Raw genomic sequence first — 15916 nt, forward strand, 5'->3', positions numbered from 1 at the left:
TCCCACGAGGTGTCCCGCGATCGGCGTGGGAGCGGTCTTGCCCCGCGATGAGGTCGGCCCTGACTGTCGAGACATTCAATTTGCGCATCGTGCTTCTGTTCATCCTGCTGTTGCTGTCAGCCTGTGACCCGTCGCCCACCCTCGAACGCTTCGGCGGCCCGACCATGGGCAGCAGCTACAGCATCCAGTACGTGCGCCAGGCCGGCGGCCCTGCGCCGGAGCAGGTGCAGGCGGCCGTCGAGAGCATCCTGCAGGCCATCGACGCGCATTACTCCACCTACCGCGGTGACTCCACCGTCAGCCGCTTCAACCAGCTGCCGGCCAGCCAGTGCCTGCCCGTCGATGCCGACACGCTCGAACTGGTCACCTTCGGCCAGCACCTGGCCGAGCAGAGCCAGGGCGCCTACGACCTCACCGTCGAGCCGCTGCTGGACCTCTGGGGCTTTGGCCCGCAGGCCCGCGCGCTGCACGTACCGGATGCGCAGGCGCTTGCCCAGGCCCGCCAGCGAGTTGGCTACCGCCACTTGCGCATCGAGGGCGAAAACCTGTGCAAGGACGCGCCGATCGAGCTGGACTTCAACAGCATCGCCGCCGGCCATGCGGTCGACCTGATCGCTGCGCACCTGCAAAAGATGGGTATCGACAGCTTCCTCGCCGAGGCCACCGGCGAGCTCAAGGCCGTGGGTCGCAAGCCCGATGGCAGCCCCTGGCGGGTGGCCTTGGAGCTGCCCCGCGAAGATCGCCAGGTCGCCCGCCAGGTCATTGCCGTGCAAGGGCTGGCGGTGTCGACCTCGGGTGACTATCGGCACTATTTCGAGGACAATGGCCGGCGCTATTCGCACACCTTCGATGCCCGCCTCGGGCGCCCGGTCGAACATGACCTGGCGTCGGTGACCGTGCTCGACGCTTCGGCCTTGCTGGCCGACGGCTACTCGACCCTGTTGTTGATCCTGGGGCCGCAGCAGGGCTGGGACTTCGCCATTGCCCACGGTATCGCCGCGGTGCTGGTGACTCGGGCCGAAGGTGGCTTCGTCTCCCGTTCCACCCCGGCGTTCGAGCGGGCGCTGAAAGGCGAATGAAAGGCAAGCCACGGATGATCGCCACCATGGATTCGGTGAAACCACATGTAGTGCAGGCAAAAGTGGCCTACGACGCGACCAAGGGTTAATGTGCGCGGCGTTCACGCTTGATTAGACTGCACCCGAATTTTCTCATGGCGCCCCGGCGACATGATCGCGCCCCGCGGCCAACCGGCCGGCGGGCCAGTTCTGAAGGAGTACGCATGGCTGTCTACAACTACGACGTAGTGGTGCTGGGTTCCGGCCCGGCCGGAGAAGGCGCGGCAATGAACGCCGCCAAAGCAGGGCGCAAGGTGGCCATGGTCGACAGCCGTCGCCAGGTCGGCGGCAACTGCACCCACCTGGGCACCATCCCGTCCAAGGCGCTGCGTCACTCCGTGCGGCAGATCATGCAGTTCAACACCAACCCGATGTTCCGCGCCATCGGCGAACCGCGCTGGTTCTCGTTCCCCGACGTGCTCAAGAGCGCCGAGAAGGTGATCAGCAAACAGGTCGCCTCGCGTACCGGCTACTACGCCCGTAACCGCGTCGACGTGTTCACCGGCACCGGCAGCTTCGCCGACGAGCAGACCGTCGAAGTGGTCTGCCCCAACGGTGTGGTCGAGAAGCTCAACGCCAAGCAGATCATCATCGCCACCGGCTCGCGCCCGTACCGCCCGGCCGACATCGACTTCCACCACCCGCGTGTCTACGACAGCGACACCATCCTCAGCCTCAGCCACACCCCGCGCAAGCTGATCGTCTATGGCGCCGGGGTGATCGGTTGCGAATACGCCTCGATCTTCAGCGGCCTGGGCGTGCTGGTGGAGCTGGTCGACAACCGCGGCCAGCTGCTGAGCTTCCTCGACTCGGAAATCTCCCAGGCGCTGAGCTACCACTTCAGCAACAACAACATCACCGTACGCCACAACGAGGAGTACGACCGGGTTGAAGGGCTGGACAACGGGGTGATCCTGCACCTGAAATCGGGCAAGAAGATCAAGGCCGACGCCTTGCTGTGGTGCAACGGCCGTACCGGCAACACCGACAAGCTGGGCCTGGAGAACATCGGTATCAAGGTCAACAGCCGTGGCCAGATCGAAGTTGACAAGAGCTACCGCACCAGCGTGCCGAACATCTACGGCGCCGGCGACGTGATCGGCTGGCCGAGCCTGGCCAGTGCTGCCCACGACCAGGGCCGCTCTGCCGCCGGCAGCATCGTCGACAACGGCAGCTGGCGCTTCGTCGATGACGTGCCCACCGGCATCTACACCATTCCGGAGATCAGCTCGATCGGCAAGAACGAGCAGGAACTGACCCAGGCCAAGGTGCCGTACGAAGTGGGCAAGGCCTTCTTCAAGAGCATGGCCCGCGCGCAGATCGCCGGTGAGCCGCAAGGCATGCTGAAGATCCTGTTCCACCGCGAAACCCTGGAAATCCTCGGCGTGCACTGCTTCGGCTACCAGGCCTCGGAGATCGTCCACATCGGCCAGGCGATCATGAACCAGCCGGGTGAGCAGAACAATCTGAAGTACTTCGTCAACACCACCTTCAACTACCCGACCATGGCCGAAGCCTATCGGGTAGCTGCCTACGACGGTCTGAACCGGCTTTTTTGAGCGGCTCCGGCCGGTGGCCTGAGCCGGTCGGGGAGACCGATTTCAGCCCTACCCGAGGGTGGTCTTGGCCAAACCGGGAAAGTCTGTAATCAGGCTGTCCACGCCAAAATCAGCGAGCCGGCGCATCAGTGCCGGTTCGTTGACCGTCCACACCGACACGTGCAAACCCTGGCGCTGTGCCTTGATCAGGCGCTCGGGGGTGCACAGCGTCCAGTTCAACGCCAGCATCTCGCAACCGTAGTTCTGTGCGACCTTCAGTGGGTCGAGCCAGGCGTATTCGGCCACCAGGCCGCGCTTCACGTCGGGCACCAGTTCCTGGGCGGCGCCCAGCACTTCCCGCGAGCTCGAGGTGATGGTGATCTTGTCCATCAGGCCGTACTGCTGGGCCAGTTCGCGAATCGCCAGCACGGTGGTGGCGGCGCGGGTGCGCGAGGCGCTTTTCACTTCAAGTTGCCAATGCTCGAACGGGCATTTCTCGAACAGCTCTTCCAGGCGCGGGATGGTGCAAGGCTGCACATGGCCCGGGCCGCCCTGGCGCGCGTCGTAAGTGACCAGGGCGGCAGCCGGGTGCTCGACCACCTTGCCACGCCGGCCGGTGGTGCGCTTGAGCGTAGAGTCGTGGATCACCATCAGTTCGTTGTCGGCCGACAGGTGCAGGTCGAGTTCACAGCGGTTCACGCCGTGGGACAGGCACTGGCGGAAGCTGGTCAGGGTGTTCTCGGGGGCTTCGCCCTTGGCGCCGCGATGGCCATAGATCAGGGTCACGTTCGTTCCTTCAAATCAGAGAAAAAATGGCTCAGGAGGCGGGGTTGTTCTGTTCCAGTGCCTGGCGCCGCTGCTGTTGCTGGCGCTGCAGGATGTAGCGTGCCAGCAGCTGGCGCTGGGCGTCGGTCATGTCGATGAACTCGGTGCCCACCTCGAAGCCGCCATCGGGGCGCGGGTCGCAATGGGTGACGCGGCCACGCAGCAGCAAGCCATGGGCGCGGGGCATCAGCACCATCTTCACTTTCACCCGGGTGCCGGCGCTGATCTGTTGCTGCTGGGCGAACTCGATGCCGCCTTCGGAGATGATCACCGGCTGCGGTTGGCCGACTTCGCCGAGCAGGGTTTGCGCGACCACGGCGCTGAGCAGGTCGAGGCGTTTGTTCTGGGCGCGCAGGAAGGCGGCGAGGGTACGGTCCTTCTCACTCAGCTGGCGCAGCAGGTGTTGTGACTCGAAATCGGACAAGTGCAGTTCGCTGAGCAGGTTGAACAGCTCGGAATCATCCTGCAACAGTTCTGTCTCAAGGGCTTCGGCCGCGCTGAGTGGGCTGATTTGAAGTGCGATCCGATCTTCGATGCGGTAGTATTCGCGGCGATCTTCTTCGTCTAATGTCGTCATGGCGAACCCAAGGTTACGGCGGTGGTCCGAGTGTAAAGCCGCCGTAGGCGCATCGCCACAAGGACGTTCCCTTTCATCCGAACAAGCCCCGACATGTTCAGACCTCTTTTCGTATTCATTGGTACGCGTTATACCCGTGCCAAACGTCGCAATCACTTTGTCTCGTTCATTTCACTCACTTCGATGATCGGCCTCGCCCTGGGCGTGGTGGTGATGATCGTGGTGTTGTCGGTCATGAACGGCTTCGATCACGAGATGCGTACCCGCGTGCTGGGGATGATCCCCCATGCCACGCTGGAGACCGGTCAGCCGATCGACGACTGGCAGGGCCTTGCCTCCAAAGTAAAGCAGAATCCGCAGGTGTTGGCGGTTGCGCCTTTCACCCAGATGCAGGGCCTGCTGACGCACGAAGGCAAGGTGCAGAAAGTGCTGCTCAATGGCGTCGACCCGGCGCGCGAGCGTGACGTGTCGATCATCGACAAGTTCGTGCTCGATGGCAGCCTCGACCGGCTGGCGCCGGGCGAGTGGGGCATCATGATCGGCGACAAGGCCGCGCAGAAGCTCGGCGTCGGCATCGGCGACAAGCTGACTTTCGTCGCCCCCGAAGTCAGCGTCACGCCGGCGGGCATGTTCCCGCGCATGAAGCGCTTCACCGTGGTCGGCATCTTCCACGTCGGCGCCGGCGAGATCGACGGTTACCTCGGCCTCACCAACATTGCCGACCTGTCGCGTCTGCACCGCTGGAAGCCCGACCAGGTCCAGGGCATCCGCCTCAAGTTCGACGACCTGTTCCAGGCCCCACGTGCCGCCTGGGCCATCGCCCAGCAGTTGGGCGAGCAGGAGTTCTATCCGCGTGACTGGACCCGCACCCACGGCAACCTCTACCAGGCCATCCGCATGGAGAAATCCATGATCGGCCTGTTGTTGCTGCTGATCGTGGCGGTGGCGGCGTTCAACATCATTTCCACCTTGGTGATGGTGGTCAACGACAAACGCGGCGACATCGCCATCCTGCGTACCCTGGGCGCAACGCCGGGCCAGATCATGGCCATCTTCATGGTCCAGGGCACGGTGATCGGCGTGGTCGGTACCCTGATCGGCGCGGTCGTCGGCATCCTCGGCGCACTCAACGTCAGTGCGGCGATCGCCGGCATCGAGACGCTGATCGGGCACAAGTTCCTCAACGCCGACGTGTACTTCATCGATTACCTGCCCTCGCAGCTCCAGGCACAGGATGTGTGGATGGTCTGCGGTGCGGCATTGGTCCTGAGTTTCTTCGCCACCCTGTACCCGGCCTGGCGTGCCTCGCGCACCCAGCCTGCAGAGGCGCTACGTTATGAGTGAGTCGCGCATGAGTGATAAAGCCGTGTTGAGTTGCCGCAACCTGGGCAAGAGCTACGACGAGGGCCCGGAGTCGGTCCAGGTGCTGTCCGGCTTGAACCTTGAGCTGCACCCAGGTGAGCGGGTGGCCATTGTCGGCAGTTCGGGCTCGGGCAAGAGTACCTTGCTCAACCTGCTTGGCGGCCTCGACACGCCAACCCAGGGCAGTGTCTGGCTGGCCGGTGAAGAGCTCTCGGCGCTCGGCGAGCGTGCCCGTGGGCTGCTGCGTAACCGCGCGCTGGGCTTCGTCTACCAGTTCCACCACCTGCTGGCGGAGTTCACCGCGCTGGAGAACGCCTGCATGCCGCTGCTGATCGGCAAGACGCCGATCGCTGAGGCCCGCGAGCGCGCTGAAGCACTGCTCAAGCGCGTCGGCCTGGGCCATCGGCTGAATCACAAGCCGGCCGAGTTGTCCGGCGGTGAGCGCCAGCGCGTGGCGATCGCCCGCGCCTTGGTCAACCGCCCGGGCCTGGTGATGCTCGACGAGCCGACCGGCAACCTCGACCACCACACCGCCATGGGTATCCAGGATCTGATGCGTGAGCTGTCCACTCAGTCGCAGACCGCGTTCCTGGTGGTAACCCACGACCTCAACCTGGCGCGCCAGATGGACCGCGTGCTGAGCCTGGAAGACGGGCGCCTGGTGGCGATCTGAATCGCCTGCGCGGGGCGCCCTGAGGCGCCCCGGTTAACACTTTCATTGGGTATCCCGGTTCATGTTCAGACCCTTGTCCTTGTTCATCGGTGCTCGCTACACCCGTGCCAAGCGTCGTAACCACTTCATCTCGTTCATCTCCATGACCTCGATGATCGGGCTGTCGCTTGGCGTGCTGGCAATGATCGCGGTGTTGTCGGTGATGAACGGCTTCCAGCGCGAGATGAGCTCGCGCGTGCTTGGCCTGGTGCCGCATGCCGCCATCCTTGGCGTGCAGCCGCTGGACGACTGGCGCACGGTCGCCGGCACCGCCGAAGGCAACCCGGCGGTGATGGCCGCGGCGCCTATCACCGAAATGGAAGGCATGCTGTCGTACCGGGGGGCGATGCAGCCGATCCAGGTCGCCGGTATCGATCCGGCCGAGGAAGCCAAGGTCTCCATCGTCACCCAGCACATCGTCCAGGGCAGCCTGCAGGCGTTGAAGCCGGGTGACTACGGGGTGGTCATCGGCGAGCTGACGGCCCGGCGCTTCCGTCTCAATACCGGTGACAAGCTGACCTTGATCGTCCCCGAAGTCAGCAAGGAGCCGGGTGGCATCACCCCACGCATGCAGCGCCTGACCGTGGTCGGCATCTTCAAGGTGGGCGCCGAACTGGATGGCTCCCAGGCCTACATCCACATCGCCGATGCCGGCGAGATGCAGCGCTGGGCCCCGGGCCAGGTGCAGGGCGTGCGCCTCAAGCTGCATGACCTGTATGCCGCGCCGCAGGTGTCCAAGGCCATTGCCGCCGGCCTGGGTGATGGCTACCGCGCCGATGACTGGTCGCACACCCAGGGCAGCCTGTTCAGCGCCATGAAGATGGAAAAGACCATGATCGGCCTGCTGCTGATGATGATCATCGCGGTGGCGGCGTTCAATATCATCGCCACCCTGGTGATGGTGGTGAACGACAAGGGCGCGGACATCGCCATCCTGCGCACCATTGGCGCCACCCCGGCGCAGATCATGGGCACCTTCATGGTCCAGGGCAGCCTGATCGGCATCGTCGGCACCCTGCTCGGTGGTGTGTTCGGGGTGGCCCTGGCGTTGAACGTCAGCGCGGTGGTCGGTTGGCTGGAGCGGGTCAGCGGCCAGCACATCTTCACCTCCGACATCTACTTCATCAGCAGCCTGCCGTCCGAGCTGCAATGGGGCGACGTGGCGCTGATCTGCACCGCGGGCCTGGTGATGAGCTTCCTGGCGACGATCTACCCGGCGTACCGCGCCTCGCAGATCGAGCCGGCGATGGCGTTGCGCTACGAGTAAGGCTTCAAGTTGTCATCGCGGGGCAAGCCCGCTCCCACAAAATGGACTGCCCCCAAGAAGTTGGACACCAATCCAGCCCTTGGGGGCAGTCCATTTTGGACTGCCCCCAAAAAGCAGGCATGCGCGAGCCCTGTGGGAGCGGGCTTGCCCCGCGATGGGCTGCAAAGCAGCCCCGGTTCACGGCCTGTCAGGTAACTCGATTACAAACCGCGTCCAGCCATCTGCGCACTCTGCCCTGATGCTTCCCCCATGCGCCTGCACGATCGAGCGGGTGATCGCCAAACCCAACCCCGCATGCTCGCTGCTGCCTTCCTGGCGTGCCGGGTCTGCCCGATAGAAACGGTCGAACAACCGCTCCAGCAGCGCTGGCGCAATCGCCGGCCCCTGATTGGCCACCACGATGCGCAGCCCGGGCTCCAGCGTCACGCGGATCTCGCCTGCGGCAGGGGTGAAGCGCAGGGCGTTGTCCAGCAGGTTGGACAGGGCCCGGCGCAGCATGTGCCGGTCACCCTCGGTGTGCGCGGTACCCTCGCGCAGCAGCCGCACCTCGGCGTCTTCGGCCAGCGGCGCGTAGTATTCCAGCAATGCATCCACCTCCGCCGCCAGGTCCAGTGGCTGACGGCTGGGCATCAGCAGGCCGTGGTCGGCCTTGGCCAGGTAGAGCATGTCGTTGACCAGCTGGGCCATCCACTGCAGCTCTTCCAGATTGCCGTGCAACGCTTCGCGGTACTCCTCAAGGCTGCGCGGGCGGGTGAGGGTGACCTGGGTGTGGGTGAGCAGGTTGGACAGTGGCGTGCGCAGCTCGTGGGCGATGTCGGCAGAGAACGCCGACAGCCGCTGGAAGGCGTCATCCAGGCGCTGCAGCATGGCGTTGACCGTGGCACCCAGCTCGGCCAGCTCCTCGGGCAACTGCGCCAGCGGCAGGCGCGTGGTCAGTGAGCGGGCGTTGACGCTGGCGGCCACCTTGCCCATCTGCCGCAGCGGCTTGAGCCCGCGGCGCGCGGCCCAGGCGCCGAGCAGCGCGGTGGCCAGCGCGGACAGGCCAACGGTGAGCCAGATCAGGCGCTGCATGCCCTGCAGGAAGTGCTGGTGATGGGTGATGTCGAGGAACAGGGTCAGCTGCGGGGCGCTTGGTTGATGGTCTGCCAGCGCGGTGCTCAGGCTGCGGTAGTCGATGCCGCTGGTATGCAGGGTCGCAAGGCCCGGCTGGCGCGGTTCGTCCGGCAGGCCGGTACGGCTGTCGAACCAGGGTGTGCCGTCGGCGCCCCGCACGCGCAGGGCCAGCTCGGACTGGTGGCTCAGCTCGTCGCGCAACTGGGGCAGGCGGGAGCGCAGTTGCTCAGGCGTGGTCACACCCTCGAGCAGGCTGCGCATCAATGACAGCCGGCCGCTGAGCAACTGCTGGTCGAGTTCGACGAAGTGCTGTTCGCTGGCGCGGCTGAACAACAGCCCGGCACCCAGCGAGACGCTGGCGGTGCAGGCGGCGAACAGCAGGGCCAGGCGGCCGCCGAGGGACAGGCGGCGCATCAGTCCTGGCGCTCTTCGAGCACATAACCCATCCCGCGCACGGTATGGATCAGCTTGGTGGCGTGGCTGTCGTCGATCTTCAGGCGCAGGCGGCGGATGGCCACTTCGATGACATTGGTGTCGCTGTCGAAATTCATGTCCCACACCTGGGAGGCGATCAGCGACTTGGGCAGCACCTCGCCCTGGCGGCGCAGCAGCAGTTCGAGCAGGGCGAACTCCTTGGCGGTCAGGTCGATGCGCTGGCCCGAGCGTTCGGCACGGCGGCGGATCAGGTCCAGGCGCAGGTCGGCGAGCATCAGGCAGGTGTCCTGGCTGGCGCTTGCGCCGCGGCGCAGCAGGCTGCGCACGCGGGCCAGCAGTTCGGAGAAGGCGAAGGGCTTGACCAGGTAATCGTCGGCGCCCAGCTCCAGGCCGTGCACGCGGTCTTCGACGGCATCGCGGGCGGTGAGGAACAGCACCGGGGTGGCCAGGCCCGCCTGGCGCACCGCCTGGAGGATCTGCCAGCCATTGCGCCCGGGCAGCATCACGTCGAGGATCAGCAGGTCGTGGTCGCCGGTCAGCGCCAGGTGCTGGCCAGTGTCGCCGTCACCGGCCAGCTCGGTGTTGAAGCCGGCCTCGCTCAGGCCCTGGGCCAGGTATTGGCCGGTCTTGGCCTGGTCTTCGACGATCAGTAGTTTCATGGGGTGTCCACAGTTCCAAGGTTTCATGCAGTGCCGTGGGAGCGACGGTGTACCGCAGCGACTTGCCCCGCGATCGGCGCGCCATCGCCATCGCGGGGCAAGCCCGCTCCCACGAGCCCGCAGCGACATGGGGTTGGCGAAATGATACGTGACGATCCCGCGCGCCGCCCAAGCTGACAAAGTTGTAATCTTCCCGTCAGCCAGCTGCCAGCCGGCGCTTTCCAGAATGGCCTCATTCTCGCTGCAGTTCCCGGAGTTCACATGAAGCACCTGTTCATCACCGCCGCCCTTGCGCTGGTCAGCCTGCCCACCTTCGCCGACGAAGCACAGCACTTCGCCTTCGGCGAGCCGGCGCCGGCCGCCAAGGCCACCCGTACCGTCGAGGTCGTGCTCAAGGACATCGCCTTCGAGCCCAAGAGCCTCAAGGTCAAGGCCGGTGAGACGGTACGTTTCGTGCTGGTCAACGAAGGCAAGCTGCCCCACGAGTTCAACCTGGGTGACAAGGCCATGCATGCCGAGCACCAGAAAGAGATGGTGGCGATGCAGGGCAAGATCTTCACTGCCGGCATGAACCACGAGGGCATGGACCATGGCCAGATGGATCACGGCCAGATGAGCCAGGGCGGCCACGCGCACGGCGGTGGCAACACCGTGCTGGTGCAGCCCGGCCAGCGCGCCGAGCTGACCTGGACCTTCCGCACCTCGGCGCCCATCGAGTTCGCCTGCAACGTACCCGGGCACTACCAGGCCGGCATGGTCGGCCCACTGACCATCGAGTAGCTTGCGCTCCAAGGCGGGGTGTAAAACCGGTAGACTAGGGGCATTTTCGAACCCTCAGGTCAGTTTCCATGCATCCCGCCGCCGAACACTCCCCGCTGGGCAAGTCCAGCGAATACATCGCCACCTACACCCCCGCGCTGCTGTTCCCCATTCCGCGCCTGGCCAAGTGGGCCGAGCTGGGCGTCAGCGGCGACGCCCTGCCGTGGCAGGGCGTGGATTTCTGGAACTGCTTCGAGCTGTCCTGGCTGCTGCCGTCGGGCAAGCCGGTGGTGGCCATCGCCGAGTTCGCCATCCCCTGCGACTCGCCGAACATCATCGAATCGAAGTCGTTCAAGCTGTACCTCAACTCGCTGAACCAGACCGTGTTCGCGTCGCTGGCCGAGCTGCAGGCCTGCCTTGAGAAAGACCTGTCCGCCGCCGCCGGCAAGCCGGTGCTGGTCAAAGTTCGCACCCTGGCTGAGGTGGAAGCGCAGGGCGTGACCGCCTTGCCGGGCCTGTGCATCGATGCGCTGGATATCACCATCAGCAACTACGAACAGCCACAGCCTGAGTTGCTGCGCTGCTCTGCAGAGCGCGTGGTGGAAGAGACCGTGCACAGCCACCTGCTCAAGTCCAACTGCCCGGTGACCGGCCAGCCGGACTGGGGCAGTGTGGTGGTGGAGTACAAGGGGCGGGCGCTGGATCACGCCAGCCTGCTGACCTACCTGATCAGCTTCCGCCAGCATGCCGATTTCCATGAGCAGTGCGTGGAGCGAATCTACCTGGACCTGAAGAACCTGCTGCAGCCCGAGTACCTGACGGTGTACGCGCGCTATGTACGTCGTGGCGGGCTGGACATCAACCCGTATCGCAGCACCGGGCCGATCAGTCCGGCGAACCTGCGCCTGGTTCGTCAGTAAGGCAGTTGGGGCCGCGTTGCGGCCCATCGCTGGCAAGCCAGCTCCCACACCGACGGCACACTTCAAGCCATGTGCTGCACCTGTGGGAGCCGGCTTGCCGGCGAAAGGGCTGCAACGCAGCCCCAGCGGTGTTTGAAAGGCTCAGATCCCCATGCTGTGCAACGAATTGACGATGCTGCGGAGGGTGGCGGTCAGGTCCGGATGGTCGGCCTCGAAGCGCTCGATGGCAAGGTTCACGCCATCCACCAGGTTGTTGTCCGGCGTGGCTTCCTCAAGTTTCAGTTGAGCCTCGATCTGCCGGGCTTCTTCATGCAGGTTGGCCAGCTCTTCATCCGAAAGCGGCACGTTGCGGTCCAGTTGCTCGCGCAGGCTGTTGAGGCGCTCTTGCAGTTCGCGGGCAGGCATTGTTCGTTCTCCATCAATGGCTTGGCAAGGCATGGACCTCGGCGCAATGGTAAAGGTTCGTGCCTGACCTCTAGCGTAATCCACCTGCCGGTGCTTTGCATGACCCGTATCAACGCGGATGTGTCAGGGCTTCTCGCCCTTGTGCCGGCGCAGGGCGATGTCCGACAGGCAGGTGTCGAGGGATTCCAGATGGTCGATGACCGAATGCACGCCCAGGCCGAACAGCTCGAGCGTGGCCTTGCCGCGGGCACGCTCCTGCTCCTGTTGGGTCATGGCCTGCCACTGGCTTGAGGCCTGGTCACAGGACGGGCTGCAGGCGGCCAGGCCGACGGTCCACAACCCGGCGTTCAGGCCCGACTGCAGCAGCAGCGGCTCGCCACTGATCAGCACGCAGCCTTCCAGTTGCTGGCTTTCGAGGGCCATCAGGGCGTGCCAGCAGGCATCCGGCGCCGGCCATTTGCAGCCGTTGCTGGGCAGTCCCGGCAGCCAGTCAGGGAGTACGCTGGTCAGGCGTTTGCCCGCGCTGGGGCTGACTTCGTCGAGCCAGATGCACGGCACTTGCCGGGCGCGCAGGCTGGCCAGCAAGGCCAGGGCGCCGGGGGCGGGCAGGGGGTTGCCGTTGCTGGCATGGACCAGGCAGCCACGCAGGCCGAACAGCACGGCAGTGAAGGCAGGTGCGTCTTGCATGGCAACTTCCCTGAAATACCCTGCAGGCTATCCAGCGTTTGTTACCGAGCGATGACTGCAACAGTTGTTCACAAAATGTTGAGCTAATTTATGTAAAGCTGTTTATCAGCCAGCGAGCCATTATACTGGCGCCTTGTTCTGCAGCGCGCCTTGGGCCGTTGTGGCCGTGAAATCCGAGGGAGAAACATCTATGCGTAGGATCGGTGCCGGAGTGATCGAGCGACTCACCCAGGCCTGTGTCTGCGCCAGCCTGTTGCTGGCGCCCGTGGCAGCCACCCAGGCGGCCACCGAGGACGACCCGTGGGAGACGGTCAACCGACCGATCTTCAAGTTCAACGATGTGTTGGATACCTACGCCCTCAAACCCCTGGCCCAGGGTTACCAGGCCGTCACTCCGCAGTTCCTCGAAGATGGCATTCACAACATCTTCCGCAACCTGGGTGATGTGACCAACCTGGCCAACAACGTGTTGCAGCTCAAGCCGCGTGCGGCGGGCATCGACACGGCCCGTTTGATCGTCAACACCACCTTCGGCCTGGGCGGCTTCTTCGATGTCGGCACCAAGATGGGCCTGCAGCGCAGCGATGAAGACTTCGGCCAGACCCTCGGTTACTGGGGCGTGCCCAGCGGCCCCTACGTGGTCATCCCGCTGCTCGGCCCAAGCACCGTGCGTGACGGCCTGGCCAAGTACCCGGACACCTACACCGAACCCTACCGCTATATCGACCACGTGCCGACGCGCAACTCGATCTTCGCCCTGGACGTGATCGATACCCGCGCCAGCCTGTTGCCTGCCGAGAAGCTGATCCAGGGCGACAAGTACATCTTCATCCGCAACGCCTACCTGCAGAACCGTGAGTTCAAGGTCAAGGATGGCGAAGTCGAAGACGACTTCTAAGCCTTGTCGATGTGAAAAAGGCGGCCTTCGGGTTAATGCCAGTCAGTTAGTTGGGGCTGCTTTGCAGCCCTTCGCGGGTAAACCCGCTCCCACAGGTTTCGCGCCGACTTGAGGCTCTGCGCGATCCTGTGGGAGCGGGTTTACCCGCGAAGGGTCGCGCAGCGACCCCAATTGTCTTGACTGACTGGCATTAACCTTCGGGTCGCCTTTTTGTGTCTTGCGTTCAGTGCATGGCCAGGATGCGCAGGCCGAACTTCTGTTCGCCTCCTGGCTGGTCGGCGATCCACACCACTTCGGTGCTGGCATGCAGGCCCTTGAGGGCAGCATGGTCGGAGTCGATGCGCACCTCGATGCGGTCGCCCACCTGGAAGCGCTGTGGCGCCTGCACCTGCATCCCGCTGCTGGACAGGTCCAGGCAGACGGCGGCGATCACCTGGCCCTCATGCAGCAGGCTGACCTCGGTGTCGATGCGCATGCGGATGAAATCGCGTTTTTCACTGTGGCTGTCGGGCGTCAGGTGCATGCTCGGTCCTTTCCATCGGTTGCGCCGCTGTGCAGGCTGTAGCGCCGATCATACGTCCGGGCAAATTGCATCGGCAATCGCCAGTTGCAGGGCAGGCCCGCAACGCCTGCGGGGCCTGCGGATATGCATAACAGTGTGCGAAACAGAGCCCTTAATAACCACGAGTGATTAGTGCGCAGCACTCGACCCTTGCATGCTTGAAACGCCCGGCGGATGGGAGTACCGTCTGCGCCTTACAGGGCACCACTGCTATTTGCCGGGCGAGTTTTCTTGTCCTACAACTCAGAGAGTGAGTGATCACACAGTATTCCAGTAGCTTTGCGTCGGTTTGCCGATGCCCGCTACGCCAACCCAAATCGGCGCCGTTCGCCCACATGCAGAAAACCAGTGCAACGCTGCTGATTATCGATGACGACGATGTGGTCCGTGCCAGCCTCGCCGCCTATCTGGAAGACAGTGGCTTCAGCGTCCTCCAGGCCGGGAACGGCCAGCAGGGCCTTCAGGTCTTCGAAGAACACCAGCCCGACCTCGTGATCTGCGATCTGCGCATGCCGCAGATGGGCGGCCTCGAACTGATCCGCCAGATCAGCGAGCGCGCGCCGCAGTTGCCGGTGATCGTGGTGTCCGGTGCCGGTGTCATGAGCGACGCGGTCGAGGCCTTGCGCCTGGGCGCCGCCGATTACCTGATCAAGCCGCTTGAAGACCTCGCCGTGCTCGAGCACTCGGTGCGCCGCGCGCTCGACCGCTCGCGCCTGGTGCTGGAAAACCAGCGCTACCGCGACAAGCTCGAAGCCGCCAACCGCGAGCTTGAGGCCAGCCTGCACCTGCTGCAGGAAGACCAGACCGCCGGGCGCCAGGTGCAGATGAACATGCTGCCCGAGAACCCTTGGGTAGCTGGCGAGTACACCTTCGAGCACCAGATCATTCCGTCGCTGTACCTGTCGGGCGACTTCGCCGACTACTTCCGCGTGGATGAACGGCGCATTGCGTTCTACCTGGCCGACGTTTCCGGCCATGGCGCGTCGTCGGCGTTCGTCACCGTGCTGCTCAAGTTCATGACCACGCGTTTGCTGTTCGAATTCAAGCGCGGCAGCAAAGTACGTGAATTCAAGCCTTCGGAAGTGCTCAGCCACATCAACCGCGGGCTGATCAACTGCAAGCTGGGCAAGCATGTGACCATGGTCGGTGGCGTCATCGACGAGGAAACCGGCCTGCTCACCTACAGTGTCGGCGGCCATTTGCCGTTGCCGGTGCTGTACACCCCGGGTGAAGTCCGCTACCTGGAAGGCCGCGGCCTGCCGGTGGGGCTGTTCGAAGAGGCCAGCTACCAGGACCTGGTGCTGGAGCTGCCACCGCAGTTCAGCCTCACGCTCATGTCCGATGGCATTCTGGACCTTTTGCCAGGGGGCACACTCAAAGATAAGGAAGCGACCTTGCCGGAAATCGTCAAGGAAGCGGGGGGTAGCCTGGAGGGGCTGCGCCAACGATTCGAATTGGCTACGCTTGGGGAGATGCCGGATGATATCGCCCTATTGGTGTTGAGCAGGAACCTTGAATGAGTACCGGTAGAATCCAGTTCGCCGAACAGAGCGGCACCTTCGTTCTGAAATTTGTCGGTGAAGTGCGCCTGACCCTGTGTTCGGCGCTGGATGCGACGATCGAGAAGATTTTCACTGCGCTGAATTTCTCGGCCATCGTCATCGACCTGACCGAAACCGAAAGCATCGACAGCACCACGCTGGGCCTGTTGGCCAAGCTGTCGATCCTGTCGCGGCAGAAGATCGGCCTGCTGCCGACCGTGGTCACCACCAACCCGGACATCTCGCGCCTGTTGCAGTCCATGGGCTTCGACCAGGTGTTCAACATCGTCGACCGCCCGGTGCCGTGCCCCGAGTGCCTGACCGACCTGCCATCGCAGGACCAGAGCGAAGATGTGGTGCGTTCCAAGGTGCTGGAGGCGCACAAGATCCTCATGGGGCTGAACGACTCCAACCGCGAGGCGTTCCACGACCTGGTGAGCGCGCTGGAGCGTTCCTGACTGATATTCATCGCGGGGGAAAAACCCCCCCACAACCCCCCACTGGGGAGGGGGTTCTCCCCGACTTTTTTTCCCCCGTG

17 protein-coding genes are annotated in these 15916 nt (G+C 64.2%); 10 read left to right on the plus strand and 7 right to left on the minus strand.

Going from position 1 to position 15916, the window contains the following annotated elements; genetic code table 11:
• Positions 1 to 80 precede the first annotated feature (80 nt).
• Both ACO6VM_RS07795 and sthA read left to right on the plus strand, forming a co-directional pair.
• Positions 81 to 1079, plus strand: a complete 999-nt coding sequence (locus ACO6VM_RS07795; RefSeq protein ID WP_401056875.1) for an FAD:protein FMN transferase — start codon at positions 81 to 83, stop codon at positions 1077 to 1079.
• Between the two features lie 203 nt (positions 1080 to 1282).
• A complete protein-coding gene (sthA, locus tag ACO6VM_RS07800) occupies positions 1283 to 2677 on the plus strand; it encodes a Si-specific NAD(P)(+) transhydrogenase (protein WP_110993534.1) in 1395 nt (464 codons plus the stop codon).
• A 48-nt stretch (positions 2678 to 2725) separates the two neighbouring features.
• Here the strand turns inward: sthA and ACO6VM_RS07805 are convergent, their stop codons facing one another.
• Together ACO6VM_RS07805 and ACO6VM_RS07810 are read right to left on the minus strand one after the other, a co-directional pair.
• On the minus strand, positions 2726 to 3442 hold the full coding sequence (locus tag ACO6VM_RS07805; RefSeq protein WP_401056876.1) for a glycerophosphodiester phosphodiesterase: 717 nt from the start codon (positions 3440 to 3442) through the stop codon (positions 2726 to 2728).
• A 31-nt stretch (positions 3443 to 3473) separates the two neighbouring features.
• On the minus strand, positions 3474 to 4058 hold the full coding sequence (locus ACO6VM_RS07810; protein ID WP_401056877.1) for a PilZ domain-containing protein: 585 nt from the start codon (positions 4056 to 4058) through the stop codon (positions 3474 to 3476).
• 93 nt (positions 4059 to 4151) lie between these two features.
• On the opposite strand from ACO6VM_RS07810, the gene ACO6VM_RS07815 reads away from it, so the two are divergent.
• The 3 genes from ACO6VM_RS07815 to ACO6VM_RS07825 all read left to right on the plus strand — a co-directional run bounded on the left by ACO6VM_RS07815 (position 4152) and on the right by ACO6VM_RS07825 (position 7399).
• The gene (locus tag ACO6VM_RS07815; RefSeq protein ID WP_401056878.1) at positions 4152 to 5402 is read left to right on the plus strand and encodes a lipoprotein-releasing ABC transporter permease subunit; all 1251 of its coding nucleotides are present in this window, start codon (positions 4152 to 4154) and stop codon (positions 5400 to 5402) included.
• A gap of 7 nt (positions 5403 to 5409) precedes the next feature.
• Positions 5410 to 6093 (plus strand): lipoprotein-releasing ABC transporter ATP-binding protein LolD, encoded by a 684-nt coding sequence (gene lolD / locus ACO6VM_RS07820; RefSeq protein WP_401056879.1) that lies wholly within the window; start codon positions 5410 to 5412, stop codon positions 6091 to 6093.
• 61 nt (positions 6094 to 6154) lie between these two features.
• The gene (locus ACO6VM_RS07825) at positions 6155 to 7399 is read left to right on the plus strand and encodes a lipoprotein-releasing ABC transporter permease subunit (RefSeq protein WP_422403026.1); all 1245 of its coding nucleotides are present in this window, start codon (positions 6155 to 6157) and stop codon (positions 7397 to 7399) included.
• A gap of 177 nt (positions 7400 to 7576) precedes the next feature.
• Here ACO6VM_RS07825 and ACO6VM_RS07830 read toward each other — a convergent pair whose 3' ends face one another.
• Positions 7577 to 8929 carry a heavy metal sensor histidine kinase gene (locus ACO6VM_RS07830; RefSeq protein ID WP_422403028.1) on the minus strand — a complete coding sequence of 451 codons (1353 nt, stop codon included), beginning with the start codon at positions 8927 to 8929 and terminating at the stop codon, positions 7577 to 7579.
• Positions 8926 to 9606 carry a heavy metal response regulator transcription factor gene (locus tag ACO6VM_RS07835; protein ID WP_125463384.1) on the minus strand — a complete coding sequence of 227 codons (681 nt, stop codon included), beginning with the start codon at positions 9604 to 9606 and terminating at the stop codon, positions 8926 to 8928. Before ACO6VM_RS07835 ends, ACO6VM_RS07830 begins: the two co-directional genes overlap by 4 nt.
• A gap of 261 nt (positions 9607 to 9867) precedes the next feature.
• Here ACO6VM_RS07835 and ACO6VM_RS07840 point away from each other — a divergent pair, with 261 nt between their 5' ends.
• A complete protein-coding gene (locus tag ACO6VM_RS07840; RefSeq protein ID WP_323830467.1) occupies positions 9868 to 10386 on the plus strand; it encodes a cupredoxin family protein in 519 nt (172 codons plus the stop codon).
• Between the two features lie 68 nt (positions 10387 to 10454).
• Entirely contained in the window at positions 10455 to 11285 is an 831-nt protein-coding gene (gene queF / locus ACO6VM_RS07845) for an NADPH-dependent 7-cyano-7-deazaguanine reductase QueF (RefSeq protein ID WP_422403027.1), read from the plus strand.
• 141 nt (positions 11286 to 11426) lie between these two features.
• Here the strand turns inward: queF and ACO6VM_RS07850 are convergent, their stop codons facing one another.
• Together ACO6VM_RS07850 and ACO6VM_RS07855 are read right to left on the minus strand one after the other, a co-directional pair.
• A complete protein-coding gene (locus ACO6VM_RS07850; RefSeq protein ID WP_110993524.1) occupies positions 11427 to 11690 on the minus strand; it encodes a DUF4404 family protein in 264 nt (87 codons plus the stop codon).
• Positions 11691 to 11813: 123 nt separating this feature from the next.
• Positions 11814 to 12377 carry a phosphonoacetaldehyde phosphonohydrolase-related protein gene (locus ACO6VM_RS07855; RefSeq protein WP_401056882.1) on the minus strand — a complete coding sequence of 188 codons (564 nt, stop codon included), beginning with the start codon at positions 12375 to 12377 and terminating at the stop codon, positions 11814 to 11816.
• 190 nt (positions 12378 to 12567) lie between these two features.
• Between ACO6VM_RS07855 and ACO6VM_RS07860 the strand changes: the two genes are divergently transcribed.
• Positions 12568 to 13275 (plus strand): MlaA family lipoprotein, encoded by a 708-nt coding sequence (locus ACO6VM_RS07860; RefSeq protein WP_110993522.1) that lies wholly within the window; start codon positions 12568 to 12570, stop codon positions 13273 to 13275.
• 223 nt (positions 13276 to 13498) lie between these two features.
• Here the strand turns inward: ACO6VM_RS07860 and ACO6VM_RS07865 are convergent, their stop codons facing one another.
• Entirely contained in the window at positions 13499 to 13798 is a 300-nt protein-coding gene (locus ACO6VM_RS07865; protein ID WP_125858008.1) for a PilZ domain-containing protein, read from the minus strand.
• 374 nt (positions 13799 to 14172) lie between these two features.
• Between ACO6VM_RS07865 and rssB the strand changes: the two genes are divergently transcribed.
• Positions 14173 to 15357 carry a two-component system response regulator RssB gene (gene rssB / locus ACO6VM_RS07870; RefSeq protein WP_110993519.1) on the plus strand — a complete coding sequence of 395 codons (1185 nt, stop codon included), beginning with the start codon at positions 14173 to 14175 and terminating at the stop codon, positions 15355 to 15357.
• Entirely contained in the window at positions 15354 to 15836 is a 483-nt protein-coding gene (rssC, locus tag ACO6VM_RS07875) for an anti-sigma factor antagonist RssC (protein ID WP_110993518.1), read from the plus strand. The genes rssB and rssC overlap by 4 nt, the downstream gene beginning before the upstream one ends.
• Positions 15837 to 15916 lie beyond the last annotated feature (80 nt).

The sequence above is a fragment of the Pseudomonas sp. GZD-209 genome, assembly GCF_049310485.1.
GTDB classification, from domain to species: domain Bacteria; phylum Pseudomonadota; class Gammaproteobacteria; order Pseudomonadales; family Pseudomonadaceae; genus Aquipseudomonas; species Aquipseudomonas sichuanensis.

Excerpts from the sequence above, each read along its gene's own strand:
- ACO6VM_RS07835 (WP_125463384.1), bottom strand. The coding sequence starts at position 9,606 with ATGAAACTACTGATCGTCGAAGACCAGGCCAAGACCGGCCAATACCTG.
- sthA (WP_110993534.1), top strand. The coding sequence starts at position 1,283 with ATGGCTGTCTACAACTACGACGTAGTGGTGCTGGGTTCCGGCCCGGCC.
- ACO6VM_RS07855 (WP_401056882.1), bottom strand. The coding sequence starts at position 12,377 with ATGCAAGACGCACCTGCCTTCACTGCCGTGCTGTTCGGCCTGCGTGGC.
- ACO6VM_RS07850 (WP_110993524.1), bottom strand. The coding sequence starts at position 11,690 with ATGCCTGCCCGCGAACTGCAAGAGCGCCTCAACAGCCTGCGCGAGCAA.
- ACO6VM_RS07840 (WP_323830467.1), top strand. The coding sequence starts at position 9,868 with ATGAAGCACCTGTTCATCACCGCCGCCCTTGCGCTGGTCAGCCTGCCC.
- queF (WP_422403027.1), top strand. The coding sequence starts at position 10,455 with ATGCATCCCGCCGCCGAACACTCCCCGCTGGGCAAGTCCAGCGAATAC.
- rssC (WP_110993518.1), top strand. The coding sequence starts at position 15,354 with ATGAGTACCGGTAGAATCCAGTTCGCCGAACAGAGCGGCACCTTCGTT.
- ACO6VM_RS07860 (WP_110993522.1), top strand. The coding sequence starts at position 12,568 with ATGCGTAGGATCGGTGCCGGAGTGATCGAGCGACTCACCCAGGCCTGT.
- lolD (WP_401056879.1), top strand. The coding sequence starts at position 5,410 with ATGAGTGATAAAGCCGTGTTGAGTTGCCGCAACCTGGGCAAGAGCTAC.
- ACO6VM_RS07810 (WP_401056877.1), bottom strand. The coding sequence starts at position 4,058 with ATGACGACATTAGACGAAGAAGATCGCCGCGAATACTACCGCATCGAA.
- ACO6VM_RS07825 (WP_422403026.1), top strand. The coding sequence starts at position 6,155 with ATGTTCAGACCCTTGTCCTTGTTCATCGGTGCTCGCTACACCCGTGCC.
- ACO6VM_RS07815 (WP_401056878.1), top strand. The coding sequence starts at position 4,152 with ATGTTCAGACCTCTTTTCGTATTCATTGGTACGCGTTATACCCGTGCC.
- rssB (WP_110993519.1), top strand. The coding sequence starts at position 14,173 with ATGCAGAAAACCAGTGCAACGCTGCTGATTATCGATGACGACGATGTG.
- ACO6VM_RS07865 (WP_125858008.1), bottom strand. The coding sequence starts at position 13,798 with ATGCACCTGACGCCCGACAGCCACAGTGAAAAACGCGATTTCATCCGC.